We start from the raw sequence: 15,675 nt of genomic DNA on the forward strand, positions 1-15,675 counted from the left end.
AGCGTACACGGACGTATCAACAGCGTGCCCCGAACAGGGCCTCCGCTCCGGCGGGGCACGGGCGATCAAACTCCACTGCTGGCAGCAAGCCAAAACCAGTCCAAAGGAAAAGAAAACATGCTGATCATCCCGGCCATAGACCTTAAAGACGGCAAGTGCGTAAGACTACGCCAGGGCCGCATGGACGACTCCACCGTGTTCGGTGACGACCCCGTAGATATGGCAACCCGCTGGGTTGAAGCCGGCGCCCGCCGCCTGCACCTGGTGGACCTGAACGGCGCCTTCGCCGGCGAACCCGTCAACGGCGAAATCGTCCAGGCCATCGCCCGTAAATACCCGGACCTGCCCATCCAGATCGGTGGCGGCATCCGCTCCGCCGAGACCATTGAGGCCTACCTCAAAGCTGGCGTGCAATGGGTCATCATTGGCACCAAAGCCGTCAAGGAACCGGAATTCGTCACTGAGATGTGCAAGAAATTCCCGGGCCATATCATTGTAGGCCTCGATGCCAAAGACGGTCGTGTTGCCACCGATGGCTGGGCGGAAGTGTCGGAAGTGATGGCAACCGATTTGGCCAGACGTTTTGCCAATGATGGCGTTGAGGCCATCGTCTACACGGATATCAGTCGCGATGGCATGATGCAGGGTGTTAACGTGGAAGCCACGGCGGCGCTGGCGGAAGAAGGCGGCATCCCTGTCATCGCCTCCGGCGGCGTCACCAATATGGATGACCTCAAGCGCCTGGCCACCGTGGCCGACAAGGGCATTCTCGGCGCCATCACCGGCCGTGCCATCTACGAAGGCACACTGGACGTAGCCGAAGCCCAGGCTTTCTGCGACAGCCTGAAGGGGTAAGACGAATCATGGCTCTGGCAAAACGCATCATCCCCTGCCTCGACGTCGACAAAGGCCGCGTTGTAAAAGGCGTGAACTTTGTTGATATCCGCGACGCCGGCGACCCGGTGGAAGTGGCCCGCAAATACAACGAACAGGGCGCCGACGAAATTACCTTCCTGGACATTACCGCCAGCCATGAAAGCCGCGATACCACCTATGAAACCGTGGAGCGCATGGCTGCGGAAGTATTCATTCCGCTGACAGTTGGTGGCGGTGTGCGCACCGTTGAGGACATTCGCAAGCTCCTGAATGCCGGCGCAGACAAGGTGTCCATCAACACCGCTGCGGTGTTCAACCCGGAATTCGTCCGCGAAGCCGCTGGCCGTTTTGGCAGCCAGTGCATTGTAGTAGCCATTGATGCCAAGCGTGTCAGTGGGGAAGGTGAAGAACCGCGCTGGGAGATTTTCACCCACGGTGGCCGTAAGCCTACAGGGCTCGATGCCGTGGAGTGGGCCCGCAAGATGACCGCCATGGGCGCCGGAGAGTTGCTGCTGACCAGCATGGACCGGGACGGTACCAAGGTCGGATTTGATCTGGGGCTGACTCGGGCGATCAGTGACGCGGTGTCGGTGCCGGTGATTGCTTCAGGTGGTGTGGGTGAGCTTCAGCATTTGGCGGATGGTGTGACCGAAGGGCGTGCGGATGCGGTGCTGGCTGCTTCTATCTTTCACTTTGGGCAGCATACGATTCCGGAGGCCAAGGCGTTTATGAAGGCTCAGGGGATTGTGGTTCGGGATTAGGTTGGCAGTTGGTTTGTCGGATTACGGCTTTGGCTAATCCGACCTACTTTGATTTGCTAATGTGGGCCGGATTGCCCGTTTCTCTCCCTCTGCAAACATCGGCCGGTTGCCATTCCTCATGGCCCACACGCCGCTGACGGTGGCTACGGCAATGCCCTGTTCGTCCAGCTCCGGCAATCGCTTTTCAAGATAATCCACGGTTACCTTGTGCGGGTGGCCGATGCCGATGGCGCTGCCATTTTCCTTTGCCCGTTTGATGAGAAGTTGGAACTGCCGGTCCACGAATTCTTCCGTTTGCTCGTGATCCAGGAACACATCCCGGGTGAGGGTGGGGATTTGATAGGCGGCGGCTACTTCGCCGGCGATGGATGAGGCGATAGTGCGGCTGTCCACGAAATAGACCGGGTAGTGGTCCAGTTCGGACATGACCCAGTCCATGGCCTCTAGCTGTTGGGTCAGCAGGCTGCCCATGTGATTGTTCACGCCCTGGACATGGGGAATGGATTGCAGGGCCCGGCGCAGGGTTGAGGCCATGCTGTTCTTGTCCATGTCCGGGCTCAGGCCGCCAGGGCCCAGGCCGAGATTGCGGGTGTTGGCCATGGGCGCGTGTAGCATGATTTCCTTGTGCTTTCGGTGCGCCAGCTCTGCCAACCTGTTGGTATGCCTGCGGTAGGGCAGGAAAGCCAGGGTAATGGGCTGGTCCAGGGCGATCAGTCGTTCCCCCTCAGCCAGGTTGTGCCCCATGTCATCGATAATGATGGCAATGGTGGGCGGAACCCGCTGGTCGTTTTCCCCGGCAACAACCGGGGAAACGGCCAGTGCGGCTGCAATCAGCGTAGCTAGAACTTTCAATCCGCGCTTCCCTGTTCGGGCTTGTTGCGATTGCCGAGAATGCCCAGGCCTTTCAGAAGGTTCAGAGCGGAGCGTAGCTGGAAGTCCCTGCTTGCAGGTGAGGTGTTCTTGTTCTGCTCTGTTTCCTCCGTTTTCTGGGTTCCGCCCTGGCTTTCATCCTGGCCTTCAAGGTGGCCGCTGAGGTCCGCCTCGGTGAAGAACGGCTGGCTGTCCAGCTCGGTAAACTGTGCCGGCTTCACTTCAATATCCGGTTTGATGCCCTTGGCCTGGATGGAACGGCCGTCCGGAGTGTAGTAGCGCGCAGTAGTCATCTTGATGGCGTGGGTTTCGTCAAGCGGAATAACGGTCTGGACGCTGCCCTTGCCAAACGACTGGGTGCCCATCACCACCGCTCGCTGGTGGTCCTGCAGCGCACCGGCGAGGATTTCCGAGGCGGAGGCAGAGCCGCCGTTGATCAGGACCACGATGGGGGTGTCGGGCATCACCTCGCCCGGTTTGGCATTGAAGCGCAGGCGTGAGCTCTGGATGCGGCCCTCGGTATAAACGATCAGGCCTTCATCCAGCAGAGCATCGGCGGACTCTACCGCAGCTTGCAGGATACCGCCTGGGTTGTTACGCAGGTCAATAACCAGGCCGTCCAGTTCGCTGCCATGCTCCTCTTCGAGGGCTTTAAGTGCCTTGGTAAACTGGGCCCCGGTATCCGCCTGGAACTGGGTAATCCGTACATAGCCATAGCCGTTCTCGATAATGCGGGACTTGATGCTGGTGACCTTGATAATGTCCCGTTCCACATCAATCTCGATCGGTGCCGATTCCCCCTCGCGCATAATGGTGAGGGTAAGGACGGTTCCCGGCTTGCCGCGCATCAGTTTGACGGCTTCTTCCAACGACATGCCCTTGACCGGCTGGTCACCCAGTTTGATGATCAGGTCGCCTGCCTGCACACCAGCCTTCTGGGCAGGGGTGTCGTCGATGGGCGAGATAACCTTCACAAAACCATCTTCCATGCCCACTTCAATACCCAGGCCACCGAACTCGCCAGAGGTGCTTTCTTCAAGCTGTTCGTAGTCCTTCGGGGCCAGGTAGGTGGAATGGGGGTCCAGGTCCGAGAGCATGCCTTTAATGGCGCTTTCGAGAAGCTGGCTGTCGTCAACCTCTTCCACGTAGGCGTCCTTGATGCGGCCAAACACTTCAGCGAATTTGCGAAGGTCGTCCAGGGGCAGTTGCTCTTCCGGATCAGGCAGTTGTATTTCCACCTGTTCCCCGTGCTGGATACCTTCGAGCAGGCGCCGGGTTTCCTCATCGGCTTCCTGGGCGTGAACAAGGCCGGGCAAGGCGGTTAAGCAGGTAGCAAGGGCGAGTGCGCGTGTGGTTGCGGCGTGGTGTAAACTTCTTACCCGTCTCATTCACATGTCCTGTGTTGTTCCGATGGCTGGTTTGTTCCTGAGCATTGCCGGACAGTATGGCGTTACCGGGCTGATTTGTCAGCCCTTTAGGGTAGCACGATCAGGCTCAGCGGTTGCCCAACCAGCGCAGCGGGTTGTCCGGCTTACCGTTGTGGCGAACTTCGAAATACACCGCGGGTTCATCAGTGCCACCTGTGCGGCCGGCCTGGGCAATGGCTTCCCCTGCCTCGACCCAGTCTCCGGGGCTTGTGAACAGGCTGCTGCTATGGCCATAGAGGGTCATGTATCCATCGCCGTGGTCGAGGATGGTGATCAGGCCGAACCCACGCAGCCAGTTGGCAAAGACGACGCGGCCATAATGAACCGCTTTTACGTCGCTTCCATCAGCGGTGTTGATCAGCAGGCCGTTGTAACTGAGTTTGCCGCTGGCATAGCTGTCGCCGAAGCTGCTGGCAATCTTGCCTTCCGCTGGCCAGGGCAGCTTGTCCCTGAGTGATCCGAACGGGTCTGATTCATTGGGGGTGGGAATACTGGCAATGGCTTCTTCCACCTCTTTCAGCAGTTTTTCCAGCCGTTTGCGGTCCGCTTCCAGCTCCTTGCGCTCGTCTCGGCGATCGCTGATGTCTGCTTCCAGGGCTGCCAGGGTCTGTTCCCGCTCTTTTTTGCTGCTGCTGAGTTTTTGCTGACGGTCGGCGACGTTTTCTTCCAGTTCCGCCAGCCGCAGCCGCCCGGCCTTGACCTGCTTCCGGGTTTCTTTCAGTTGGCGGAGATTGGCGGCGAACGCTTCGAGGCGGTCAATGGTGTCCCGGCTGAGGTACTCGTAGTAGGTCATGGTGCGGGCGATCTTGTCCGGGTCAATCTCGTTGAGCAGGACTTTCACGGCAGGGGCGTCGCCTTCCATCCAGGCGGCGCGGATCTGCATCTTCAGGCTGTCGCGCTGGCTTTCCAGTACACGGGTGAGCTCGGCCTCTTCCTCGCCCAGTTCGGTCAGGCGCTGTTGCTGTTCCCTGGCCTGTTCCCGGAGTTCGCGGCGTTCGCGGGTGAGCCGTCCGATTTCCTGCTCGATACCGGAAAGCTGGCGCTCCAGTGACGAGCGGTCTTCTTCGGCATCGGCCAGCCACTCGTCAATGTCGGCGATCTCTTCCTTGAGGTCTTCGATCTGGCCAGGTGTAACCTGTTGCTCCGCCAGTGCTGGCGTGGCGACTGCAAGCAGTGCCAGCACCAGCCACAGTCGCGCAATCAACCGATCTCCACCAGGCTGTGCCCGGTCATTTCGGCCGGTTGTTTCAGGCTCATCAGGCTCAGCAGGGTGGGTGCCACATCGCTGAGGCTGCCGTCGTCTTTGAGGGACACCTTGCGGGGGCCAACGTAGATCAGCGGCACCGGGCCAATGGTATGGGCGGTATGCACCTGACCGGAATTGGGGTCGGTCATCTGCTCGCAGTTACCATGGTCCGCAGTGATCAGCGCTTCGCCGCCAACTTCTTCCAGTGCTTCGGTAATACGGGCAACGCACTGGTCGATGCATTCTGCGGCCTTGATGGCGGCATCCAGTTTGCCGGTATGGCCCACCATATCGCCGTTGGCGTAGTTGCAGACCACCAGGTCGTACTTGCCACTCTTGATGGCTTCCACCAGTTTGTCGGTGACCTCGGGCGCGCTCATTTCCGGCTGCAGGTCGTAGGTGGCAACCTTGGGGGAGGGCACCAGGATGCGGTCTTCGCCCTCGAATGGGGTTTCCAGGCCACCATTGAAGAAGAAGGTGACGTGGGCGTATTTTTCGGTTTCAGCAATTCGCAGCTGGGTTTTTCCGAGGTTGGAAACGTATTCGCCGAGGCCGTTGGTCAGTTGTTCCGGCGGGTAGGCGCAGGATGTTTTAATGTCGGCCGCGTACTCCGTCAGCATCACGAAGTCCGCCAGTTCCGGGTGCTTGCGGCGATCAAAACCGTCGAAGTCCTTTTCCACGAAGCAGCGGGTCATCTCCCGGGCACGGTCGGCACGGAAGTTCATGAATATCACGATGTCGCCGTCGTTGATGGTGGCTTCCGTATCGCCGCTGGTTTTTATGCGGGTGGCCTTCACAAACTCGTCGTTCTCACCGCGCTCGTAGGCCTGTTCCAGTGCGGTTACCGGGTCGGCGAAGGTGAACTCTGCTTCACCCAGGGTCATGACGTTGTAGGCTTCTTCCACACGGTCCCAGCGATTGTCGCGGTCCATGGCGTAGTAGCGGCCAACAATAGAGGCAACGCGGCCCACACCGAGGTTTTTCAGCTTGGAGGCGGCTTTCTCAAGTGATGCTTTTGCGCTGCGGGGTGGCATGTCGCGGCCATCCAGGAAGGCGTGGATATAGACTTCTTTCGCGCCGCGTTTCGCCGCCATTTCAGCGGCAGCCAGTATGTGGTCCTCGTGGCTGTGAACGCCGCCGGGAGAGAGCAGGCCCATCAGGTGTACCGCGCGGTCGCTGCCCACAGCCTTGTCGATGGCGGCGCAGAGCGCTGGGTTTTCCGTAAAAGTACCTTCTTCCACATCTTTGTCGATGCGCGTCAGGCTCTGGTAAACCACTCGTCCGGCGCCCAGGTTCATGTGGCCAACTTCGGAGTTGCCCATCTGTCCCTGGGGCAGGCCGACAAACATTCCGGATGTATTAATGAGCGTTTTCGGCTGATTTTTCCAGAGCTTATCCCAACATGGCGTGTTGGCATTGCTGATGGCGTTGTCTTCAGCCGGGTCGCGGTGGCCCCAGCCATCAAGAATGATCAGTGCGGTAGGCTTACGCGTGGCAGTCATCACTTAATCCGATGGTAGTTTGGTAAATTTACTAAAACGAACATCGATTCTAAACATTTTCGCACCTGCCGGCCAGTTTCGTTACCTTCTGTCCGTGGGGAAGGGTGTGTATAATCCCGCCACAAACTATTCAGCAAGGTGTTTTCATGGAAAGGGTGTTCGAGTTCGCGGTTAACCATTACATTCTGGTGTCTCTGTTTGTCGCTTTCCTGCTGGCCATACTTGTGCTCGAGTCACGCCGTGGCGGCAAGAAAATTTCGGCGCAGGGAGCCGTGAACCTGATTAACCGTGACGAAGCTGTCGTCGTCGATATCCGTGACCGCAAGGATTTTAACGAGGGCCGGATTACCGGTGCAATCAATATTCCCCTTAATAGTATCAAAAGCCGTGCGTCAGAACTGAAGAAGTTCAAGGACAAGCAGATTATCGTGGCGGACAAGATGGGCCAACATTCGGCGATGGCGGTCAAGCAGCTGAATGCGGAAGGCTACACCAACGTGGTTCGCCTGGATGGTGGCGTTGCCGACTGGAAAGGCAACAACCTGCCGCTGGTGAAGAAGTAACGGCCCTGCGGGGCCTTGAACTGAACGGTAAACTGTCGCACTGTTTCACATAAGCGGGCGGAGCCAGGCACTACACTGTTCCGGCAGCATTAACATAACAACGGGCCCTGGTTGCCCCTACCGAGAACGAAAGGATTGAACATGGCTGAAAATCAGCAGGCCGCAGCAGGCAACGAAAACCAGACTCAACCCCAGTTTGCGCTCCAGCGTATTTACGTGAAGGATTTGTCGTTTGAGTCTCCCAATTCCCCGGCGGTCTTTCAGGACCAGTGGAAGCCGCAGGTCAATCTGGACCTGAACACCTCCCATAACAAGGTCAGCGACAACCAGTATGAAGTTGTGCTGTCCCTGACGGTGACGGCAAAAGTTGATGACAAGGTTGCCTACATCGTCGAGATCCAGCAGGCAGGTGTCTTCCTGGTGAAGGGAATTGAAGGCCCGCAACTTGGCCAGATGCTGGGCGCCTATTGCCCGAACATCCTGTTCCCCTATGCGCGGGAAGCCATTGATGGTGTGGTCGGCAAGGGCAGCTTCCCGGCGCTGATGCTGGCGCCGGTTAACTTCGACGCGATATACGCCCAGGCACTGAAGCGCAAGCAGGAAGAAGCCGCCGGAGAGGCGAAGGAAGAGCAGACTCACTGATACTGCTCGCGCCCATACGGTGACAAAAGCCCCGCCAACTGTTCAGGTTGGCGGGGCTTTTTATTGGACGGCCTCCGGCCCGATGCCGTCAGTGATTATCCGGTCCAGATCGCCGGATGCCTTCATGGATTCCAGAGCCCGGGAGAGGCAGGGGATGTCGTCTTTCCGGGACTTATGCACCCAGTGGTATATGGGCGCTTTCAGCAGCGGTTTGCCAATTGACAGCCGTGGGTTCTTGCGTTTGGCGGCCAGGGCGTCCCATTCCAGGGTCAGTGCCACGTCAATCCTCCCGCGCTCCAGCAGGTTGATTAACTGAAAGGTATCGCTGGTGGCAACTTGCGTGACATCCTCGGGCAAAACCGAGGCTATCATCCGGTAGCCGTTGAGAAAGCCAATCCGTTTTCCCTCCAGCGAGGCTTCTGAATGTTTGGGGTCGCCGTTAAGAATCACCGAAACCAGGCGGGCCTCATCAATAGGGGTATCAAGGGGGAGTAAGGGAGCGTTTTCCTTCACTGCCATGGGAATGCGGGCGAGTTCGCCGTCTGATTGGCCTTTCTCCGCCATAAGCACGGCCCTTGCGGCCGGAACGTCCAGGTAACGTATGTCCAGCCCGCAGCTGTCATAGAGTTGCCTGACGATTTGTTTGCCAAGTACCACAGAGACTTCTGAGGTCGTAGAGGGCGTGGTGATTACCCGGGTGTCCTGCGCATCATCATTGGACCAGGCATCGCCTGCTATCAGTATGAGTACGAGGGTTAAAACGGGCCATCTCGGGTAATGATGATTACTGCGCCCCTTCAAAACCAAACTGCCTCCATGCTTCATAAACCACCAGTGCCACCGTGTTGGACAGGTTCAGGCTGCGACTCTCCGGGCGCATGGGCACTCTCAGGCGATGCGGCTCCGGCATGGCGTCGCGGATGTCTGACGGTAGCCCGCGGGTTTCGGGGCCGAACATCAGGTAGTCGCCGCTCTGGTATGTGACTTCATGATAACCACGACTGCCTTTGGTGGTCAGCCCGAAAAGCCTTAAAGGTTGTTCAGTGTCCAGAAAGGCCTGGTAGTCCGGATGCACTGTTACCGTGGCGTATTCGCTGTAGTCCAGGCCAGCCCGCCGCATCTGCTTGTCTTCCAGGGTAAAGCCCAGGGGTTCAATCAGATGCAGCCGGCAGCCGGTGTTGGCACAGAGCCTGATGATATTGCCGGTGTTCGGCGGTATCTCGGGCTCGAATAACACCACGTTCAGCATTACGTGATCAGCGTTCCACGGCCAAGGCAACACCCATGCCGCCGCCAATACACAGGGTTGCCAGACCCTTCTTCGCGTCCCGGCGGGCCATCTCATGCAGCAGGCTGACCAGGATCCGGCAACCGGACGCCCCGATGGGGTGGCCCAGCGCAATGGCACCGCCGTTCACGTTGACCTTCGCTGTGTCCCAGCCCAGGTCCCGGTTGACGGAAATGGCCTGGGCCGCGAAGGCCTCGTTGGCTTCCACAAGGTCCAGATCGTCTACTGACCAGCCAGCCAATTTCAGGCAGCGCTGGCTGGCCGGAATCGGGCCGGTGCCCATAATCGTGGGATCGACACCCGCATTGGCATGGGCCCTGATGGTGACCAATGGCGCTAGCCCCAGCTCTTTGGCCTTGTCGGCGCTGCAGACAATCACCGCAGCCGCGCCGTCATTCAGGGAAGACGCATTGCCGGCGGTGACGGTTCCATCTTTTTTGAACGCACCGCGAAGTTTGCCCAGGCTTTCGGTGGTAACACCCGCGCGTGGGCCCTCGTCCCTGTTCACGATCAGCGGGTCGCCCTTGCGCTGGGGAATGGTGATAGGAACAATCTGGCTGTCGAAGTAACCGGCGTCTATTGCGGCGGCGGCTTTCTGCTGGGAGGCTGCGGCAAATTCATCCTGCTCTTCGCGGGTGATGCCGTATTTCTCCACGATATTTTCCGCAGTCACGCCCATATGGTAATCGTTGAAGGCATCCCATAGGCCGTCGGAAATCATGGTGTCCACCATGTTCCAGTTGCCCATGCGCTGGCCGTTGCGGCTGTTGGGTAGCACGTGTGGTGCCTGGCTCATGCTTTCCTGGCCGCCGGCGATCATCAGCTCGGCGTCGCCGCAACGGATGGCCTGCACAGCCATGTGCACAGCCTTGAGGCCGGAGCCGCACACCTTGTTGATGGTCATGGCGGGTACCGAGGCGGGAATGCCCGCATTGATGGATGCCTGGCGTGCCGGGTTCTGGCCGCAGCCGGCTGTCAGCACCTGGCCCAGAACCACCTCGTTGACCTGGTCGGCGACAACGCCGGACTCTTCCAGCAGGGCCTTGATAACAGCGCTGCCGAGCTGATCGGCACGAAGGCTGGAAAGCCCTCCGCCGAAGCTGCCGACGGCGGTACGTTTGGCGGCTACGATAACAACATCACGCATGGGTTCTCTCCGGTTGTCAGGCAGGTTTGAAAAGCTGCATGCATTGTATCGGAAAGCCGGGGTAGGCCAAAGCGAGCGGGGGTAATCCGCTTACATATTGAGGCTGCGGCCGCCATCCACCGACAGGATCTGGCCGGTTACAAAAGGGGCATCACACAGGAAGAAGGCAATAGCGCCGGCGATGTCATCCGGTGAGCCGGTGCGGGCCAGGGGCGTTTTTGCCAGAATGCTTAGCTGATAATTCTCGTCGATGGTGGCCTCGCCCTCGGGCCACAGTATGGCTCCCGGGGAAACGCCATTAACGCGTACCTCCGGAGCCAGGTCTTTGGCCCAGGACCGCGTTAATGATGCCAGGCCGGATTTGCTGGCGCAGTACAGCGGATGGTTGGCCAGCGGGCGCTGGCTGTAGATGTCGATCATATTAACGATGGTGCCCCGGGATTTCTTGAGGGCGGGCAGGCAAGCCTGGCCAAGAAAAAAGGGCGCCCGCAGGTTGGTGTTCATGATGGTGTTCCAGTCGTCGGCGCTGGCCTCCGGGGTCGGGGTGGGGTAGAACACCGAGGCGTTGTTCACCAGGCCATCAAGCCGACCCCAGGCGGAGACGGCCTGGTTCGCCAGGATTTTTGTCTGGCCCGGGCTGGAGAGATCAGCCTGGATAATGACGGCGGAATCCGGCCTGATGTTGTTCAGCTCATTACGAAGGGCACTGGCTTCAATTTCCCGCGAGCGGTAGTGAATCACCAGGTTCCAGCCGCGCTGGTGGAGGTGTCTGGCGATGTGGGCACCCAGCCGGTGTGCCGCTCCGGTGATAAGTACTACAGGTGTTGGTGATGCCATGAGGTACCTTACTGTGTCTGGTTGAGTGCAGAGATACGCCGCAACCGCTCGTTGCGGATTGCTTCGCCCAGCTCTTTTCCCTTGAAGCCCTGTTCCATCAGTGTTTTTGCCTGAACGCCGGTAGCCGCGTGTTGCGCTGATTCCAGCCAGCCCAGTTTTACCTGTTCCGGGTCAGGGAGGGCGCATTTCAGGGCGCTGAGGAGTTCGGCAAACCGGTCCGAACGGCGCCAGACATCGGCTTCATCCAGAACCCCCAACAGCGTTTCCGCCTTGCCGGCTTTCATGGCACGGATCTGTGGTATCAGGCTGGTGGTGAGGCGGGCCAGGTCCTGGCAGCCGTTAGGGGCTTTCAGCTGTGCGGCCCGATTGACCGCTTCGGCAGGCTTCAGTGGCGACATCAATGCGGCGAAACGGGTATCGGTTCCGCTGTTACCACGGTGCGCACAACGTAGGGCACCGATGGCCGCTGAGAAGGTGTCGCCCTGCTCCAGTTCCGGAATGATGGTTGCCAGGGCCCCGCAGTCACGCAGGACCTCAAAGAAGGTGCCGGGTTCGTTCTCATGGAGCGCCCGCTGGATTTCCTGCCAGACCCTTTCCGGGACCAGGTGATCAACTTCGCCGTCGTCGACCATTTGTCGCATCAGTGCCATGGTTGAATCCGCCACGCTGAAACCCTGGGGCTGCAGGCGGGCAGCGAAGCGCGCCGTGCGCAGGATGCGCAGCGGGTCTTCGGCGAAGGCCTCGGATACGTGTCGCAGTTTGCGGCCGCGGAGGTCATCACGACCGCCAAAGGGGTCCACAATCTCGCCTGCGGTGGACTTCGCCATGGCGTTGATGGTCAGGTCGCGGCGTTTCAGGTCCGCCTCCAGGGTAACGTCCGGGGCGCTGTAGACGGTAAAGCCGTGGTAGCCCCGGCCCTGTTTCCGCTCCGTTCGTGCCAGTGCGTATTCTTCCCGGGACTTCGGGTGCAGGAACACGGGGAAATCCGCGCCCACCTGTTTGAAACCCCGTTGGAGCATTTCTTCCGGTGTAGCACCGGTGACCACCCAGTCCCGGTCTTTCACCGGCAGGCCAAGAAGTTCATCACGTACTGCGCCGCCAACCAGGTAGGTTTTCATGGATCGGGAATGGCTCCTTGTGGGATGGTGATCCGGGGATTATCAGGGTAAGGGGGGTTGCAGGCAAACCGGCTGCCCACAAAAAAGCCCGGCGCGGGGCCGGGCATTCGGGGATTGCCTTTCGGGTCAGCTCAGAACGCAGCACCAAGCTCAATGGCTGCACCGAGATCGGCATCGCTGACCAGGGCGCCGATATCAAGACGGGCGCCGAACGGTGACAGGCCGATACCGGCCGTGAACTGGGTGTCTTCCTCAATACCGTCGTTGTCGTCGTTGCTGGCCAGGTTCTGGCGCACGCCGAAGCGCAGCTGAGCGTAACGGAAGGCATCGAATTCCGCGCCGAGGGCAGCCCACTGGGTGTCATCCTCGTAGCCGAAGGCTTCCTTCTTGGTCAGGTCCACCTCAGCGGTCAGTACGTGGAAGTCACCTTTGTGCGCGATGCCGACGGTTGCCATCGGGTTGAGCTCAAGGGTCCGCTCTTCTTCGTCGGGGCGGCTGGCGGCGGAATCCAGCTCCATCGGAATCAGGTTCTTGACTACGACACCGGCGTTCCATTGGTTATGGGAACCGAACGCATAGGCCGCACCAACGTCCAGGTTGAATCCGCTCTTGTCGGTCTGGTACTCGTCACTGTCGAAGTCATCGTCTTCGAAGCCGGAAACGGTCTCGGTGTACTGGAAGGTGCGAAGCTGGACGTATTTTGGTGATACGCCGAGATGCAGCCTGGATTCGTTCTGCAGGTCGATCGATGTGGCGATGGAAAGGCCAACCTCGGCAACGGCAGACGCAAGAATGCGGCCCCGGGATTCCAGGTCACGATCCAGGTCGGCGGCGATCAGTTCCGGAATGGTTGCGTTTTCCAGATCAGCCAGGAACTGCTCGTCGTCCTCGTCGAACTCGCCACGTACGGTGGCCCGGACATTGCCATTGGTGAAGAAGCCAACCGCGAAAGAGTCGGTCGGTACAGCCAGTGCGATGCCCAGGCCACCATCAATCCTGACCGTGTCGCGGTCGAAGTTGTTCAGTTGCCGTCTCAGGTCGCCGGCCGCTTGCTGTGCATCCTGCGGATTGGAGGTTTTGTCCAGTTCTTCGAAGCGGTCGATGGTGTCCTGAATGTCATCGATCTGGTCGATGGTTTCTTCCTCGTCAGCAAACCGTGCGTTGACGGAAGGAAGGATCAGGCCAAAGTCGTCGGACCAGTCGTGATGGTCTGCTGCCATCATGGCCGGGTTGGAGGCGCCGGCTGCTGCCGGGTGGGCAACGGCAACCCCGGTGCCGCCCATGGCAAAGGAGCGTGAGGGCATAAAGGTTTGCGGGCTGGCCATGGCAGAGGTTGTCGCGATGGAAAGGCCGATGGCCATTGAAAGCTTGGTCAGACGGTTTTCGGTCATGATGGGTCCTGATGACGCAATGATATTATTTGATTAAAGATGACGTGCAGTTCAGGTTAATTCAGTTGCTGCCGCGACTCACCGGTGATGCGGTAACGGTTTGTTTTCGGACTGTAAATGGCGGTGGATTATTGCCGCATTTCGGGCGCTGAACGACTGAAAAAGGGAGCTGGATTATGAATTTCAGCCAGTTACAAAGGTTGGCGTGAATTTTTCATGGGTGAGGTAACTTGATGTTTTTCGGAGAACCAACATGACCCTGCGGTGGATACTGATACCTGCATTGGTGGTGACATTGATCGGCTGCGCTCCGGTAGGCCAGCACCGTAATTCCGGTGCAGCGCAGCAACAAACAGAGCTCGACCCCATAACGGTGCGGGTGAGCGGGTTCGGCACCTATGAAGAGGTGTCCAAGGACCGACTGAATACCCGGAAACGCCTGCTGGCCCGGCGTGCCTCCCAGTTGGACGCCTACCGAAATCTGGCGGAGCGGGTCTATGGCACGGTAATCTACGGCAGCTCGACGGTGAATGACTTCGTGCTTCAGAACGACATGTTCCGCACTTATGTGGATAGCTATATTCGTGGCGCCAAGATGGTCGCGGTGAACGAACACAGTGACGGCGTGGTGGAGACCGTGATGGAACTCAAGTTGGAGCCCAGGTTCCGTGCCTGTGTCTCCCGCGTTTCCGACACGGAAGTGCAGGACCTTTGCCCGATTCCGATGCCAAGGGGCAACGACAGCGCCGGTGATATCCAGAGCCGGGGCGTTGACTCCCTTTACTACCTCGATTGAGAGACCGATTTGCGATGAAGTTGGCTATTTCCATTGTCACAGCGCTGCTTTTGCTGGTATCCGCCGGCGCCCAGGCCGTTGTGCTGGAGGGCGTCGGACATGCGACCATCCATAATAATGATGTCGACAGCGCCCGGCAGGAAGCCAAAAAGGCGGCGCTGCGGGATGTATCCCTGCAGTATGAGACCAGGATCAGCAGCCGGGATACCATGGAGAACGGCGTGGTAACCGAATCCCGCCTGCAGGTGGCGTCATCCGCGCGGGCAAAATCAGTGGAAGTGGTGGATGAGTACCGCCGGGGGAATCTGTTGCGCGTGACGGTTCGCGCGGATATGTCCGCGAGTGGTCAATGCCAGGCCGGCGAGGCGTCAGAGCTCCGCAAACGCGTTGCCGTGACCGGCTTTCCAATGGTCTACCCGGACCAGGCCAGGATCGGCCGTATTGACGACGCCGGCGAAATCTTGCCGCAACTGCTGCAGGCTGATCTCAGGGAAAGCGGCAATCTCCAGGTTTTCGGTGCCACCACTCAGAGTCTGTTCGGTGATCTTCTGAATGCGCCGACACAGCAGAAATTCAATAACCGCCTCACCAACGTGATTGAGGTGGCGCGGGAACTGGGCGTGCAGTTTGTGGTTGCAGGCGTAATTCGTGATGTGGGCGTGTCCGACCCGGACGCCTGGGGCAGTTCCATTATCGACCGCATGCAGCGGGTGATTGGCGCGGTAAACCAGAACCGGCGATTTGTGGCAGACCTGATGATTTACGACGGCTTCAGCGGATCACCCATCTACCAGCAGCGCTTCGCGACTGAAGCCCGCTGGGACGCGGGCCCAGGTTCCTCTGACGGGTTCGGATCGGCCGGGTTCCAGGAAACCAGCTATGGCCGTGCGGTTGGCGGCCTGATGGACGACATGACCTCCGCCGTGAACAGTGCTCTGGCGTGCCAGCCTTTTATTACGCGGGTAACCCGTGTGGACGGCAACAAGGTGACGCTGGATTCCGGGGCCACCGCCGGGCTGCGGCCGGGTGATGAACTGAAACTCTACCGCAGCAACAGCTTCTTCGACTCACCCGGGGCCACTCCGGAACTTGTGGACAGCCGCACCACCATGACGGTGAACAATGTTCACCCGGATTTCAGCAACGGCAGCATTCCCATCTATGGCGGGCAGATCAATATCCAGCGGGATGATGTGGCGATAGTCTGGTAG

Annotated in this window: 16 protein-coding genes; 6 read left to right on the forward strand and 10 right to left on the reverse strand. The window is 59.2% G+C overall.

Going from position 1 to position 15,675, the window contains the following annotated elements:
• Window positions 1–117: 117 nt before the first annotated feature.
• Complete coding sequence (gene hisA / locus NLU14_RS05445) at window positions 118–855, forward strand: 1-(5-phosphoribosyl)-5-[(5-phosphoribosylamino)methylideneamino]imidazole-4-carboxamide isomerase (RefSeq protein WP_275705157.1); 738 nt, start codon at window positions 118–120, stop codon at window positions 853–855.
• A gap of 8 nt (window positions 856–863) precedes the next feature.
• Window positions 864–1,637, forward strand: coding sequence for an imidazole glycerol phosphate synthase subunit HisF (gene hisF / locus NLU14_RS05450; RefSeq protein WP_275705158.1), 774 nt, complete (start codon window positions 864–866; stop codon window positions 1,635–1,637).
• 33 nt (window positions 1,638–1,670) lie between these two features.
• Here the strand turns inward: hisF and NLU14_RS05455 are convergent, their stop codons facing one another.
• The 4 genes from NLU14_RS05455 to gpmM all read right to left on the reverse strand — a co-directional run bounded on the left by NLU14_RS05455 (window position 1,671) and on the right by gpmM (window position 6,682).
• Complete coding sequence (locus NLU14_RS05455) at window positions 1,671–2,489, reverse strand: divergent polysaccharide deacetylase family protein (protein WP_275705159.1); 819 nt, start codon at window positions 2,487–2,489, stop codon at window positions 1,671–1,673.
• A complete protein-coding gene (locus NLU14_RS05460; RefSeq protein ID WP_275705160.1) occupies window positions 2,486–3,895 on the reverse strand; it encodes a S41 family peptidase in 1,410 nt (469 codons plus the stop codon). Before NLU14_RS05460 ends, NLU14_RS05455 begins: the two co-directional genes overlap by 4 nt.
• Window positions 3,896–4,001: 106 nt before the next feature.
• A complete protein-coding gene (locus NLU14_RS05465; protein ID WP_275705370.1) occupies window positions 4,002–5,135 on the reverse strand; it encodes a murein hydrolase activator EnvC family protein in 1,134 nt (377 codons plus the stop codon).
• Entirely contained in the window at window positions 5,135–6,682 is a 1,548-nt protein-coding gene (gene gpmM, locus NLU14_RS05470) for a 2,3-bisphosphoglycerate-independent phosphoglycerate mutase (RefSeq protein ID WP_275705161.1), read from the reverse strand. The genes NLU14_RS05465 and gpmM overlap by 1 nt, the downstream gene beginning before the upstream one ends.
• A 146-nt stretch (window positions 6,683–6,828) precedes the next feature.
• On the opposite strand from gpmM, the gene NLU14_RS05475 reads away from it, so the two are divergent.
• A complete protein-coding gene (locus NLU14_RS05475) occupies window positions 6,829–7,245 on the forward strand; it encodes a rhodanese-like domain-containing protein (protein ID WP_275705162.1) in 417 nt (138 codons plus the stop codon).
• A gap of 141 nt (window positions 7,246–7,386) precedes the next feature.
• On the forward strand, window positions 7,387–7,887 hold the full coding sequence (gene secB, locus NLU14_RS05480; RefSeq protein WP_275705163.1) for a protein-export chaperone SecB: 501 nt from the start codon (window positions 7,387–7,389) through the stop codon (window positions 7,885–7,887).
• Window positions 7,888–7,947: 60 nt separating this feature from the next.
• Here secB and NLU14_RS05485 read toward each other — a convergent pair whose 3' ends face one another.
• From NLU14_RS05485 to traF, 6 genes are all read right to left on the reverse strand, one after another.
• On the reverse strand, window positions 7,948–8,688 hold the full coding sequence (locus tag NLU14_RS05485) for a substrate-binding periplasmic protein (RefSeq protein WP_275705165.1): 741 nt from the start codon (window positions 8,686–8,688) through the stop codon (window positions 7,948–7,950).
• Window positions 8,672–9,136: a tRNA (uridine(34)/cytosine(34)/5-carboxymethylaminomethyluridine(34)-2'-O)-methyltransferase TrmL gene (trmL, locus tag NLU14_RS05490; RefSeq protein WP_275705167.1), complete on the reverse strand. Its 465-nt coding sequence runs from the start codon at window positions 9,134–9,136 to the stop codon at window positions 8,672–8,674. Before trmL ends, NLU14_RS05485 begins: the two co-directional genes overlap by 17 nt.
• A gap of 7 nt (window positions 9,137–9,143) precedes the next feature.
• Window positions 9,144–10,322, reverse strand: coding sequence for an acetyl-CoA C-acetyltransferase (locus tag NLU14_RS05495; protein ID WP_275705169.1), 1,179 nt, complete (start codon window positions 10,320–10,322; stop codon window positions 9,144–9,146).
• Between the two features lie 90 nt (window positions 10,323–10,412).
• Window positions 10,413–11,159: a pteridine reductase gene (locus NLU14_RS05500; RefSeq protein WP_275705170.1), complete on the reverse strand. Its 747-nt coding sequence runs from the start codon at window positions 11,157–11,159 to the stop codon at window positions 10,413–10,415.
• A gap of 8 nt (window positions 11,160–11,167) precedes the next feature.
• Complete coding sequence (locus tag NLU14_RS05505) at window positions 11,168–12,277, reverse strand: tRNA nucleotidyltransferase/poly(A) polymerase-related protein (RefSeq protein ID WP_275705171.1); 1,110 nt, start codon at window positions 12,275–12,277, stop codon at window positions 11,168–11,170.
• Between the two features lie 131 nt (window positions 12,278–12,408).
• Entirely contained in the window at window positions 12,409–13,668 is a 1,260-nt protein-coding gene (gene traF, locus NLU14_RS05510) for a conjugal transfer protein TraF (protein WP_275705172.1), read from the reverse strand.
• 253 nt (window positions 13,669–13,921) lie between these two features.
• On the opposite strand from traF, the gene NLU14_RS05515 reads away from it, so the two are divergent.
• Entirely contained in the window at window positions 13,922–14,464 is a 543-nt protein-coding gene (locus NLU14_RS05515) for an LPP20 family lipoprotein (RefSeq protein WP_275705173.1), read from the forward strand.
• Window positions 14,465–14,478: 14 nt separating this feature from the next.
• Window positions 14,479–15,675 carry a flagella assembly protein FlgT gene (locus NLU14_RS05520; protein WP_275705174.1) on the forward strand — a complete coding sequence of 399 codons (1,197 nt, stop codon included), beginning with the start codon at window positions 14,479–14,481 and terminating at the stop codon, window positions 15,673–15,675.

It is taken from the genome of Marinobacter iranensis (genome assembly GCF_029207565.1).
Lineage (GTDB): Bacteria > Pseudomonadota > Gammaproteobacteria > Pseudomonadales > Oleiphilaceae > Marinobacter > Marinobacter iranensis.